At 36.4% G+C, this 13,031-nt stretch carries 12 protein-coding genes; all 12 read right to left on the bottom strand.

The window, feature by feature from the left end; translation table 11 throughout:
- Positions 1 to 2: 2 nt before the first annotated feature.
- A complete protein-coding gene (locus F597_RS0110300) occupies positions 3 to 1,175 on the bottom strand; it encodes a glycosyltransferase family 4 protein (RefSeq protein WP_019539658.1) in 1,173 nt (390 codons plus the stop codon).
- Positions 1,176 to 1,187: 12 nt separating this feature from the next.
- Entirely contained in the window at positions 1,188 to 2,015 is an 828-nt protein-coding gene (locus F597_RS0110295) for a glycosyltransferase (RefSeq protein WP_044060240.1), read from the bottom strand.
- A gap of 58 nt (positions 2,016 to 2,073) precedes the next feature.
- A complete protein-coding gene (locus tag F597_RS0110290) occupies positions 2,074 to 3,081 on the bottom strand; it encodes a glycosyltransferase (RefSeq protein WP_157279083.1) in 1,008 nt (335 codons plus the stop codon).
- 149 nt (positions 3,082 to 3,230) lie between these two features.
- The gene (locus F597_RS0110285; protein ID WP_169337975.1) at positions 3,231 to 4,121 is read right to left on the bottom strand and encodes an O-antigen ligase family protein; all 891 of its coding nucleotides are present in this window, start codon (positions 4,119 to 4,121) and stop codon (positions 3,231 to 3,233) included.
- 397 nt (positions 4,122 to 4,518) lie between these two features.
- Complete coding sequence (locus F597_RS0110280; RefSeq protein WP_019539654.1) at positions 4,519 to 5,979, bottom strand: asparagine synthase-related protein; 1,461 nt, start codon at positions 5,977 to 5,979, stop codon at positions 4,519 to 4,521.
- Between the two features lie 12 nt (positions 5,980 to 5,991).
- On the bottom strand, positions 5,992 to 7,248 hold the full coding sequence (locus F597_RS0110275) for a flippase (RefSeq protein WP_019539653.1): 1,257 nt from the start codon (positions 7,246 to 7,248) through the stop codon (positions 5,992 to 5,994).
- Between the two features lie 17 nt (positions 7,249 to 7,265).
- Positions 7,266 to 8,531 carry a nucleotide sugar dehydrogenase gene (locus tag F597_RS0110270; protein ID WP_019539652.1) on the bottom strand — a complete coding sequence of 422 codons (1,266 nt, stop codon included), beginning with the start codon at positions 8,529 to 8,531 and terminating at the stop codon, positions 7,266 to 7,268.
- A gap of 21 nt (positions 8,532 to 8,552) precedes the next feature.
- Positions 8,553 to 9,533 carry an SDR family oxidoreductase gene (locus tag F597_RS0110265; protein WP_019539651.1) on the bottom strand — a complete coding sequence of 327 codons (981 nt, stop codon included), beginning with the start codon at positions 9,531 to 9,533 and terminating at the stop codon, positions 8,553 to 8,555.
- A 47-nt stretch (positions 9,534 to 9,580) separates the two neighbouring features.
- Entirely contained in the window at positions 9,581 to 10,048 is a 468-nt protein-coding gene (locus F597_RS0110260) for a hypothetical protein (protein ID WP_019539650.1), read from the bottom strand.
- 10 nt (positions 10,049 to 10,058) lie between these two features.
- The gene (locus F597_RS21625) at positions 10,059 to 11,375 is read right to left on the bottom strand and encodes an ATP-binding protein (protein WP_019539649.1); all 1,317 of its coding nucleotides are present in this window, start codon (positions 11,373 to 11,375) and stop codon (positions 10,059 to 10,061) included.
- A 635-nt stretch (positions 11,376 to 12,010) separates the two neighbouring features.
- Positions 12,011 to 12,685 carry a DUF6266 family protein gene (locus F597_RS0110240; protein WP_157279079.1) on the bottom strand — a complete coding sequence of 225 codons (675 nt, stop codon included), beginning with the start codon at positions 12,683 to 12,685 and terminating at the stop codon, positions 12,011 to 12,013.
- A gap of 110 nt (positions 12,686 to 12,795) precedes the next feature.
- A partial coding sequence (locus tag F597_RS0110235; RefSeq protein ID WP_019539646.1) for an IS30 family transposase occupies positions 12,796 to 13,031 on the bottom strand: 236 nt, incomplete at its 5' end.

The following is a 13,031-nucleotide window of genomic DNA, read 5'->3' as shown; positions in this document are numbered from 1 at the left end:
TTTTAGCGACCTGTCAACGATTGATATTCTTTTAATAATGCTTCCCATACATTACGTTGTTCATAACGGGAAGTAATACATTCACGCGCATTGGAAGTCATGCGGTTTACCTCCTCCGGATTATCTAAGAAATACAACATCTTATCATAGATCGCTTGTTCGTTTTTTGGGGGAATGATAACTCCATTCTTTCCTTCTATAATGATCTCGTTACAACCATTAATATCAGTTACGATACTTGGTAGCCCCATAGCACCGGCTTGCATTACTACATTGGGAAAACCTTCACGATAGCTGGGAAAAACCAATGCGTCGCTAATAGCAAAATACGGGCGTACATCTTTTTGAAAACCCACTGATATTATATTAGAATTGACTTGAATTGTTTCTAATGTTTCCGGTTCTAAAGGATCTAGTTCTTGCTCCACTGACCCAACAAGCACCAGTTTCAGATTCTTAATCTGCTTATTTACAGATAGCGTATATCTTTCTTCAAGTCTGCAAAAAGATGCAACTAATTCATTAATACCTTTATCTTTCACCAATCTGCCTACAAAAATGAACACAAAATCACAGGATTGTATGCCTAACGTTCTTCGAAACTCCTGCCTATCTTTTTCTGTATATAATGCTGGGCTGAAAGATGAACAGTCTATACCGTTGATACTACCATTCAATATCTTCTTTAATGGTTTTCGAGTTATTTTTTCATTTCGCAAAGTAGAGGCAACACCATTTCCTTCGGGAATCACTTTTGTAGCGCATGCGCAGGTGATCTTTTCCATTAGTATTAATAAACGTCTGAAACTACCAGTTGCTGTTTCAAATCGTAATCCTGTCACAGTATATACTCGATGTGGGACACCACACAATTTAGCTGCCACCATGCTTAAGAGACTTGCTTTAGGTGTATTAGCATGGACGATATCCGGTTGTTCCTTTCTGAACAACCTAATAAATAAGTAAATAGATTTTAAATCATTACGAATACAAATTTCTCGTCTCATGGGAATATATACTGTCCTAATACCTTCTCTTTCTGAAACTTCTTTTAATTCTTCTTCACCAGAAGCTACGCCTATGACCTCATAATAACCGCTTAAAAACCGTAGTTGACCATTCAAAAGACTGTTCAGACTAACGGAAACTGTCGTAATTCGTAAGATTTTCTGCATTTTATAATAATTTTAAAAGAGTAACCTACAATTACTTTGTTTTCTTCTTAGAAATGTATATATCTTTTTTGGTAATAATCCAATTAATATGGGTCTTAACGTGTAAAATTGATAATAAAAAGGCAGATTTAACATCTTAAATCCTCTTGAACGGATCAAACTTTCCATAATTCGATATTTAAATTTCCGTCTGCTTATGGCATTTTTATCATCTCTCATTTTATATAACGGCTCATTTATATTGAACCCTTTATGTCCCTTTGCATACATTCTAAACCACAAATCATAATCTTGTCCTCTAACAATAGTTTCGTCATATCCCCCCACATCAAAATAAGCAGAACTCCTTACCATACAAGCTGCATGTGCAAAAGGAGTACCTCTTATAAAATCTTTTTTATTAGGATATTGAATTGGGGTTGATTCTCTATAATCTCCAAATTCATCGAAATAAATCATAGCTGAGCTTACGATTGAAATATGAGGATTTTGATCTAAAAAACTTATCTCTTTTTCAAATCTGGTTGGCAAAGAAATATCATCTCCATCCATACGGGCTATATACTCTGTATCCGCATATTTGAGACAACGATTAAGTGTGGCAGCCAGTTTCATGTTTTTTTTGTTTTGCAATAAGGTGATATTATCATACCTTTCTATATATTCTCTGGCAATCTTGTAGGTAGAATCTGTTGAGGCATCATCACAAAGAATCAACTTAAAATTCTTATATGTTTGAGCGTATAGTGAATCAAGGGCTTCGTGAAGAGTAGTTGCGCAATTATAAACAGCCATAATTACTGTAATTCGATATTTGGGGTTTAAATGAAGTTTTTCCATAAGGAGTTCCAATTAATATCATTTTTACTTTGATTGCAATATATTATGCAACATTTGATTATTCGGTAATAAAGTTTAGTAATTTCCTGGAAATAATATTTTTATCATATTTCACCCGGTTTGTGATAGAGTTTTGCATCAATTTTTTTCTTAAATCTTCAGAGTCCATAAGCTCTTTAAGCTTTTTTCTATATTCCGTATGGTTTCCTAATGGAATTAACAGACCATTGTATTTATCTTCTATCAAATCTCTTACTCCCGCCGGGCAATCATAAGCTATGCTTGCCAATGGAAAAGCCATAGCTTCGTTTAAAGCGTTAGGAAAGCCTTCAGATAGAGAAACGAATGCAAAAATAGAACCTTTCCCCAGCCATTTTTCGATATTATCAGTTTTACCTACTAAAATGACCTTCCCATCCAAATGAAGAGAAGAAATATAATGAGTAATCTCTTTTTTTAAAGGTCCATCACCTACGATATAAAGCTTCCAGTCGTTCATGTTTATTTCATTAAAAATATCGATAAGTTCTTTTTGATTTTTTGATGGTATTAGTCGGCCAACTGTTATTATAGCTTTTTTGTTTGGCCTAATATCAAAATTTTTGAACTCCATTAAAGGGTTTGGCAATATCAATATATTGTTATTAAGTCTTCGGTCGCTGATTTTCTTTTTTGACAATTCAGTTTGAGCGATCATTCCATCAGCCAACGGATAAAACAATTTTCTCGCGATTTCATCTCGTTTTCTATGTTTCTTTAAAGGATTGCTCCTGTCTGAAATAAAAACTTTTAGATTATTCATCTTTGCAGTAATAATGGAAACAGGATTAAATACTTCTCCAAAGCCTATAACAACTACTGGTTTTATCTTTTTGAGAGAATAGTATAATTGTTTTATTATATTAATTCTTGCAAACATTCCACCGTTATAAGAATTACTCATATGTAAAATGTTAATTCTGTCATCAATCTCATACTCTACAGCATCGCTTGTCAAAGTAATAATAGCAATTGGGTAATCATATTTAACCAAAACATTAGCTAAGATAGAAATTACTCTTTCCATTCCTCCTTTTCTTAAACTTGGAGTTACAAAACATATTTTAACCATTATGTCAAATCAGTTAGAAGAAATTATTCTTATCTAAAAAATAGTCACCGTCATTTATAAATACAGAAAGCCCTAAAATATACCAAATTGTAGATACAATACTATTAATTATTTAAATAATAATTATTGGTTTGATTACTTATCAGGTAAGCGAGTAGCATCGCTTGTGTATAACTTAACATAGAGTTGTACCACATAGAAAACATCGAGATAAATAACCAAGCAATAACAATAGAAAACATTAAATATCTTTTCTGAAAAGGAAAAAACTTATTTCGTATATATTTGAAAGCAGAGATAACGAGAAGTAAATATATTACTACGCCAGTCAAACCAAAATTTGAAAGTAGCTCAAGCCAATCATTATGGGCATAACTCCCCCCTGTCATTTTCAATGAAGCAGCAAAACCATAACCAAATAAGATGTTTAGTATAGAATCACTATTATACCATTTATTCCAGATAGAAGTAAAAATAGTATCTCGTCCACTACTTCCCCCTTCCGTCATTAGGTTCAAACGTGCTATCAAGAATTCATTCTCCATCAGAGTAGTATAAATATAGTAACTCATAAAGGCTGCTGTAGCTAAGATAATGAAGTAATACAATACTCTATATTTCTTGTTCACATTTTTAAATTGGTAAAATATGTAAAGGACAAAAAAGACACTACCGCTAATAATAGCACCGCGTTTAGCTCCATTAATTATAAAAACCATACATATTAGAATAATAATTGCTCCTACGAATTTTCTCTTCTCTATCAAAAAAACGAAAGGTAATAATCTTACAAAGGAATATGATACATTATTTACTATTTGACGGGAGGATCTATCACCTAATATATTTTCCTGATTAGAAAAAAAATTTAGTATGGTAATAGGCAACATAATTATTAAAAAAAATATCAAATGTTGCGGCCCTAAAATACCTTTTTGCGAAAAATAGTAAAATGGATAAAAAGTTAATAAACATACAAGAATTTCTTTAAACAAGTCAAAATGTAATTTATTTCCATAATCTGCAGTAAAAATAAAACCTATGATATTGAGTGAAAAAAGTGTGGTCCATGCTACGAAGAAGAGTGATTGCTTATTCTTCAGTAGTAGAGATCTAATGAAGAAATAAAACGATAGTGCTATAATCACAAATAAACACGATTGGGAAATAATAGATCCCTGCTCATATAACGAACCTTGTAAAAAATATATAGCATATAATACAAATAATATATTACGTACCGTGCTAATGCTAAATAACTTTACCCTATTGAATCTTATATTCATATTGACCTCAATTGTCTAATGATTAATTTTCTTCATAACAAATTTTTAAGTTGCATATATTATGCTTCAAAAAGAATATGTAAGTTGAGAATTCTTTCGATAGAAATTACCTATATTGTATTTTCTCTTTGAGGGCTCGCAAAAAATAATTCGTTAATAACGAAAAAGTAGAATGAGAGGAAACGGAAACATTTTCTACTCCTAGTATTTCGTATTTTTCTACCATTTTTGCCACACTTGCCAACCAAATAATAATTTCGGCATAACGAAGGTCTTTTAAAGGGTATGTTTCACACAATTTTAGTAATTTAACAATAACTGGCATATTAAATATATTGAGTTTTTTTAAATAACCAGACAGGATCATCTCTTTTATTTCCTTGAATATATCATGATGAATAATTTCCGCATAAGAATGATGATTTTTAATAAACGAATCAGGTATCCCTTCTTTTTGACCATATGGTAATCCTGTTCGTGACCAAGGAATATCCGACAGATCTGTTTTAAACTCTTTTAACATGTGTTTATAGACTAAATCTGTCCTTCTAGAAGGAGTTATTGACCACATATAACCAAAAATATCAGGGCTTGTAAAAACTTGATAAAACTCAGATCTTTCCGTAAGTAATTCCATACAGGGATTCAACATTCTACGCATGTAATGTAATTCATAATCCATTTCATTCTGCATATATATTGCTTTAGTAGGAAATAAAAAGTGATATTTCATGATATCTTCTTTGATGTATTTTTGATATTTTTGATAAATTTCCACATTTATCAATCCCAGCACATTCATTATTTTATTATTAATTGGTAAAAGCTTTGTTACTTTTCGCCCAGAATATTCAGCTCTACCTACGCTATCACCGTAACTTCCAGCAAGTATAAGATCTAACTCATTATCATCACATATTTGCGGAATCGCATGCAAATGTATAGGAGAGTATTCACAACCATTATAGGCTGTTTTTTCTATATTTTGTAGTAATTCTTTCGCCCCAACTATATAGTGTTTCCATTTCCAACCAAGACGTCTAGTAATTTCTTTTGCATATATTACATCGCGAGTTCCTTCATTTCCCCAGGTTAAACCAGTGACTTCATCCACCTTCAAATTCCCTGTCTTTTGTAAATAATCAATTGCACCAGCAACCATTCGGCTGTCCATTCCTCCACTAAGTAATACTCCGATCTTTTTTTTATCACCTATATATCCTTTTATTTCTACACATATTTTTTCAAATAATGTTATGGCAATTTCTTCTTCAATAATATTTCTATGCCCGTGCTTAGGAGGTGTTGCGTACTTCCATTCTGTGTAAGTTTCATTTGGTTCAGCATACCAAGGTGTTCTATGTATCTCCTTTATCAGACTTCTATCACCAAAAATATAACCTTTATTTAGTAGTTCGATAATGGACACAGGATCGATGACTTTATCGTTATTAGATTTACTTAATATTGACGAAAAATTTCTATCTATAATAAATGGCTTTTTACCATATAAAAAATATGGATTATGAAATCCTAGATGCGTATAATAGCTAAATAATTTTTTCATTTTTAATTTTTTTCATTTTAAAATCTTAGACAATCTTCTTGCTTTCAACATCGTACTTACTCCTAGAATGCCTCTAGCAATTGTAATAGTTATAGCAGCTCCAATAAAATCAAAAAAGTAAACTAGTGGAAAAGAAATAGCAAAGCCAATTAATGAGCATACAACTGTAATATTTCTTAATTGTTTTTCGTATCCTTGAATAATCATATAATTGATACCGTAAGTATCACTAAAAGATAGGAATAAAAAAGAAAAAGCCATAATTCGTAAAACCACAACTGAATCGTTAAATTCATCAGTAAAAAACAATTTTATGAGTAATGGAGCTACTAAAAAAAGGAGAATAGAAACTATTAAAGAAATAATAATATTGATGTTTTTATAGATATGATGTTTGTCTATTCTTCTTGATAATAAAGGGAAAAAAGATCTTGATATCATAGACATGAACTGTTGCGTAATATTTACAAATTTATTTCCTGCATCTAAAATACCGTTTGAAATGGGACCCCCAAAAAAACCTAATAAAAGAATAGAGAAACTATTATAAAGATTAGGCATTAAGTTATTAATAAACACATCTGTACTCTTTTTAATTGTACTTCTAACTTCTGTATACTTAGGTCGCAATAATTTAATTTTCCATTTTACTAAAATGTAATACATTGCTATTATACCAGAAAGGAAAAAACCCAATGCAGTAAATAAAGGTTGAAGTAAATAATCCGATTTTTCTTTAATAAAAACGAATACAGCAATCGTAAATATAAATTTAGATACTAAATTTAGAATTGTTATATATTTCATCTTTTCCATCGCTTGGAAAAACCAATCAGGGAACATTATATGACCGGGGATAACTAAAAAAGTTATGACCAATAATAATGATATTTCTCTAAATTGAGGAATACATATAATCATTATTATCAGAACAATAAAGGATAATATCATTAAAGTACATCTTGCCCATAAGATGAGTGAGAAAATTTTCGAAACTATTTGCTTATTGTCTCTATTTTTGGCAATGTCTCGAGTTGCAGTATAATTAAATCCCCAGTCAGCCACTGTGTTGAAATATCCAATAACAGCTGAAGCAAATGCTATTTTCCCAAAACTATCTACACCTATTACTCTTGCGAGGTACGGTATCGTTACTAAAGGAAAAATATAACCAGCTATTTGAAGTAATGAAAGATAGGCAAAGTTTTCTACTAAAACTTTGCCATCTTTACTTTTTCTAGCTTGTTTAAATTTATTTAGAAGATTCAAATTCTATATCTAAAGAATTATAATTTAGCATCTACAATATCTTTTGAAAACAGCCCTTTGACATCGTACACTACAGCATTTTCCTTTGTCAGACTGCTGACATTCAATTCAAAGAATTCCTTATGTGCTACAGCCAAGATAACAGTATCAAACTTCTTATTTGGTAATTTATTTAATAAATCCACGTTATATTCATTTTTGGCAATAAAGGGGTCTGCCCAAGGGTCATAGACGAAAACATTGACATTATATTCCTGCAAAGTATCCACAATATCAATAACTTTAGTGTTTCGTACATCAGGGCAGTTTTCTTTAAAGGTAAAACCCAGAACCAATATCTTTGAGCCTAACACCTGAATGCCTTTCTTCAACATTAACTTCACAACTTGGTCGGCCACATATTCACCCATGCCGTCATTCATCCGCCGTCCGGCCAATATGATCTCTGGATTATAACCGTACCGTTGGGCTGCTTGTGCCAGATAATAAGGATCTACGCCAATGCAGTGTCCCCCAACCAATCCGGGTTTAAAAGGCAGAAAATTCCATTTGGTGCCGGCAGCTTCCAGTACATCTTGCGTATCGATGCCCATACGATTGAATATCTTTGCCAATTCGTTGACAAAAGCGATATTAATGTCACGCTGCGAATTTTCTATTACCTTCGCTGCTTCAGCCACCTTAATCGTGGGCGCTAAATGAGTTCCGGCAGTGATTACAGATGCATATACTTTATCTACAATCTTACCGATCTCTGGGGTGGACCCGGAAGTGACTTTTTTGATTTTTTCTACTGTATGTTCTTTGTCGCCCGGATTTATGCGCTCGGGTGAATAACCTGCAAAGAAGCCTTTATTGTAGGTAAGTCCGCTCACTTTTTCCACTACGGGAATACATTCATCTTCGGTTACTCCGGGATAAACGGTCGATTCATATACCACGATATCGCCTTTGGATATTACCTTTCCCACGGTTTCACTGGCACCATATAATGGTTGTAAGTCGGGATTATTGTTTTTATCGACCGGTGTCGGGACCGCCACTACGTAAAAATTACAATCCCGAATATCTTCTATTTGTGTGGTGCAGGTAAATCCATTGTCGAGAGCCGACTGTAATAAGTCGTCGCTCACTTCCAGCGTACTGTCGTGTCCGCTCATTAATTCATTCACCCTACTTTGGTTTAAATCAAACCCTACTGTAGCGTATTTTGTGGAAAACAGGCGTGCCAAGGGTAACCCTACGTATCCCAACCCGATTACGGCTATTTTTATTTCTTTCATTTTATCTATAGTTGGTTTTGTTTAAAGATTGTTCCAATACCACTTCACTGCCTCTTTGAGACCGTTACGCATATTGTATTGCGGGTCGTATCCCAACAGTACCCTTGCCTTGTCCACATTGGCAAGCGAGTGGGGGATATCGCCCGCCCGGTTGGGGCCGTGAATTACTTCGACATCCCGGATTGCCGGGTCGAACTCGCCCAAGAACTCTTTCAGGGAATCGACCAACTGGTTGAGCGTGGTTCTTTCGCCGAATGCGGTGTTGTATACTTGGTTCACCGCTTCGGGATTCGTTGCCTCCATTGCCAGCAGATTCATCTGTATCACGTTATCTATATAGGTGAAGTCGCGGCTGTATTCACCGTCACCATTGATCACGGGCGATTCGTGCCGCATCAGCTGCTTCACGAAGAGAGGGATCACGGCGGCATAGGCCCCGTTGGGATCTTGCTTCCGGCCAAAGACGTTGAAGTAGCGGAGCCCGATACATTCCATCCCATACATCTTTGCAAAGACATCGGCATACAACTCGTTTACATACTTAGTGATGGCGTACGGTGACAAAGGTTTCCCGATCACCTCTTCCACTTTGGGCAACGATTGGCTGTCGCCATAGGTGGAAGAGCTGGCTGCATAGATAAACCGTTTTACACCCGCATCACGGGCGGCCACCAGCATATTTAAAAATCCCGACACGTTGACTTCGTTGCTCGTGACGGGATCTTTAATGGAACGGGGCACAGAGCCCAATGCTGCTTCATGAAACACATATTCAATGTCTTCAACTGCTTTGGTGCAGTCTTCCGGTTTACGGATATCACCTACCTGCAATGTGAGGCGTTCGGGATATTGCTCCAACAGAGGTAAGAGGTTTTCTATCTTTCCCGTGGCAAAGTTATCGAGTACACGCACGTCGTGCCCTTTTTTTAATAATGCTTCTGTAAGGTTGGAACCGATGAATCCGGCACCCCCTGTAACTAATATTTTCTTATTATTCGGCATACTCTTAATTCAAAGTTCTACGAAGATTAATTTATTCTCTGTTATTCTTATAGCTCTTCTGTAAATTGTCTGGTGGCAACGATAAGATTACCTTGTCCATATTTATTTAGTTCTTTCTCTAATCTTACTTGATTTGTTTTGTAGTACTGAGGATTGCGACAACCCGAAGAGATAATTCTCGCATCCAATTTTCGGGGACGGATACTATAATTCACCACCCAGTCCCTGATACTGTTGCTAATCTGTTGAATGGCTTGTTCTATATCGCTTCCTTTTAACTCAATAAAAATGAGCCTGTCATCATCTTTTGCCTGATTCTCATCGTCGTAAACATATAAGGCGTAATCGCACCTAATCCCTTCAACAGGATGCTCCGGATCGTCGAGATGGTATTTTGCAATAACCTTCTCATCATTGTTTATTCCAAGATAGCGTTTCCCTTTTTCTTTTATGGATATTCGCTTTCTGCGGTCGCACTCAACCCGACGGGTATGTATTTCATGAAATCTCTCCATATCCGGCCACTCACAAGTTCTGATGTTCCAGTTCGAATAACTTGTCGAATTGGCTGTTGATAATCTCCGAAACATCATCCAATTTCTCGGCTTTCAACATCGCGAGATCATCAGCAAGCATATTTTCAAGCTCTCCGGTCTCAGCATTAATTTTCCATGCGGAAATATCATCCATATCAATCCATAATGATTTGGGGATAATGTTGTTGGTTTTGTTTGGATGCTCTTTTCCCACCTTTCCTGCGTATATCAGATTGCTCAAACTAGTGAGATTATAAATGCTATGGGTGGTGATGAACAAGGTGTGCTGCTTCTTGTTTATCATTTGTACCATGGAATTCATCAACGCATATTGCGAAATGGGATAAAGGTTGAGTTCCGGTTCTTCGATGAAAAACGAAGTGGATTGAATAATCCGGTAAGAAGTGGCTAATTCAAAATATTTATTCATGATCTCGTCATTAGGGTAGAGAAGTGTGTCCCTTAGATGCTCAGGAACAGAAGAAAAGTCTTTATACTCACTGTGTATTTTCACCCTCTTTTCTTCCCATGATGCTCTCTCTTCCGAAGAAAGGGTCTTAATAAGTTGTTGTAAAATGTTATCGTATAGTCTATTGATTTTTTGTTGTTCGGTCACGTTGGTCTCGGCGAAACTCAATCCGGAGGAATAGAAATCGTTCGCATAGTACTGCAACAACGCTTGTAAAGGAGTCAGGGTTTGCAATCCGCTGGAAGCGTTACCCAATAAAACATCTTTGCCCTCTTTGGTAAGGATATGGTCGGTATTGTCCGATGGATTATGGTAATATTCCCCAAAGTCCAATAGCGAGAGGGGATGTTCTTTTGAGAAATGTTTGCGTACCCTTTCCCAATCGGCCAAAAAGCTGCGGGTGCTGTTTTTTCCCAGATTCACCTCAAACCAGTTGGGAATTACCGAAACAATATTCCGCTCAGCCGGAATGTAAAGGGTTTTGTGACGTTTATAATCTAATCGGCCACTGTTCCATTGAAAAGTGAATTTTCGCTCTGAATACGCAAAAGAGAGCACATCGGAAGAGTAAGCAATAAAGGAGTCTTTGGATATGAACCCATTGAGCTTATGAAATTCTTCAAGATGGTTGATGAAGTAACCCTCTTTTTGAAACTCTTCGGGGCTTTGGGTGATGGAAATCTCTTTTTCCACCCAGGAGCAGTAACATGCTATTTTTGCCAACGTACTTTTGCCGGTACTCTGTTGCCCAATTAAGATGTTGAATTTTTTCAACTCCAAATCAGCTTCTTTTATAGGGCCAATATTTTTAACAATTATCTTTCTTGTATTATTCATAAACAAAAGTTGCTTTATCAACAATTATTACTTTGTCAAACAAACATAATAACCAACGTTATAATTGTAATTATTTGTTTTTGATTGAGCTTCATCGATATTATGTAGTTCTGTAGTATCCCAATAAAATATTTTAAAGAAATCGGTTTTGAATAGGTTTCTCGATCAAAAGACGCAATAACTTCTGAATTAGTCTGATAGGGATCCCTTACACCCCGATGCAATGGTAGGCAAAGAAAGCTTCAATTTTGCGATATGCAAATAGCATCCTTTCCAGATGAATCTTTGATATAGGATAAGCCGATTTGAGTTTGTCTTTTTCTTCGTGTAAAAACATGATAAATCATCATTTATCTGTTATCAGGATATAGTTTCTCGTAATTGACCGATAAAAGTTTTGTTTAGAGCGCATCTGAGTTTAATTTCTGCCATCGCCTTGCGCCCTTTTCGTGGATAGAGCCTTTCTCGATTTCTTTGAAATCCATTTTTTGTTAAGTTCCGGGCACACTTCGTGACTACCTGCCACATCCTGAAATGGGGGTAGTCCAAAATTGATTTGGTAGACAAAAATACAACAAAAAAACATATCTCCGGCTGTTTGGGAAACGAAATTAGGGAAAAGCACGGACGTGGGGTTAAGTTTTTGTTATCCCGGCCGGATAACCCGCATCGGGGCGCGGATGACAGTTCATGTACATACTGTTGGAATTATACCGCAGGTCGGGTGAGGCGAGGTAGATCCAGAAATGGGTGGTGGCGGGCTCCCAGCCTTCGGGAAGCGTGACGGATGCTTTGCCGTCAGCACGGGTGGCACGGCTGAGGGTTTGCACTTCCGCAGGGTGGGCGGTATCGAAACAAACGATATGTACCCTGTCGTTATCGTTTCCCGGTAGGGACGGATTGACAGGTTGTGCGTTCCAACTGAAAACGGCCGTGTGGGAAAGGGGATCGAAGTGAAGCCGTATATCCGCGGGCAATTGGAGGGTACCCTCGGCAATTTGAATTTTGCCGTAATCGAGGTATAGGTCGGGATAGGTGCCGGCAACCGCTTCGCGACAGGCTTTGCCGATCAGGGTGCGATAGACGTTTCCTTTGTCGGGATATCCTTGCTTGATGACTTTGCGCAGGGGGGCAAGCCCTTTATTCACAATCCCCAGTTTTGCCCGTTGCGCCAGTTGTCCGGGTGTCTTCGGGTCTGCCGGTTTGATATAACTCCTGAATACCTGCTTGCCGTCTTTGGTCAAATAAGCAACCACGGGACCTATCCTGCCCGACATCCCTCCTGATTTTGAAAGATCTATCCTTCCCATGATAATCCGTTTAATGGCCGTATGATGCCGCAATGATAATAAATTTCCGGGAGAAGAGCAAGACTTGGGCTTAAAATCGGCGGGAAGCAGAGTCAAGCAGCAAGTGCAATTTACATTAATTGTTTGTAAAACTCAACTTTTGGTGTGCTGAAGCTTAATTTTTCTCTTGGTCGATTGTTCAATTTATGCTGTATTTGCTTTAATCTCCCCGGGGGATAGTCCTTGAATGATGCCCCCTTGGGGATGTATTGCCGGATGAGTTTATTAGCATTTTCAATCGCTCCTTTTTGCCACGATGAATAGGGGTCTGTAAAATATACGGGGACTCCCAGTCTTTTAGTTATCA

This window comes from Proteiniphilum acetatigenes DSM 18083 (assembly GCF_000380985.1).
GTDB classification, from domain to species: Bacteria; Bacteroidota; Bacteroidia; order Bacteroidales; family Dysgonomonadaceae; genus Proteiniphilum; species Proteiniphilum acetatigenes.
The sequence above is the reverse complement of the archived record's forward strand: the minus strand, read 5'-3'. Positions and strand labels throughout refer to the sequence as shown.

What these genes read in the sequence shown, in the direction of transcription:
- F597_RS0110270 (WP_019539652.1), bottom strand. Translation starts at nt 8,531, where the DNA reads ATGAAAGAAATAAAAATAGCCGTAATCGGGTTGGGATACGTAGGGTTA.
- F597_RS21625 (WP_019539649.1), bottom strand. Translation starts at nt 11,375, where the DNA reads ATGAATAATACAAGAAAGATAATTGTTAAAAATATTGGCCCTATAAAA.
- F597_RS0110265 (WP_019539651.1), bottom strand. Translation starts at nt 9,533, where the DNA reads ATGCCGAATAATAAGAAAATATTAGTTACAGGGGGTGCCGGATTCATC.
- F597_RS0110280 (WP_019539654.1), bottom strand. Translation starts at nt 5,979, where the DNA reads ATGAAAAAATTATTTAGCTATTATACGCATCTAGGATTTCATAATCCA.
- F597_RS0110295 (WP_044060240.1), bottom strand. Translation starts at nt 2,015, where the DNA reads ATGGAAAAACTTCATTTAAACCCCAAATATCGAATTACAGTAATTATG.
- F597_RS0110260 (WP_019539650.1), bottom strand. Translation starts at nt 10,048, where the DNA reads ATGGAGAGATTTCATGAAATACATACCCGTCGGGTTGAGTGCGACCGC.
- F597_RS0110290 (WP_157279083.1), bottom strand. Translation starts at nt 3,081, where the DNA reads ATGGAAAGAGTAATTTCTATCTTAGCTAATGTTTTGGTTAAATATGAT.
- F597_RS0110240 (WP_157279079.1), bottom strand. Translation starts at nt 12,685, where the DNA reads ATGGGAAGGATAGATCTTTCAAAATCAGGAGGGATGTCGGGCAGGATA.
- F597_RS0110300 (WP_019539658.1), bottom strand. Translation starts at nt 1,175, where the DNA reads ATGCAGAAAATCTTACGAATTACGACAGTTTCCGTTAGTCTGAACAGT.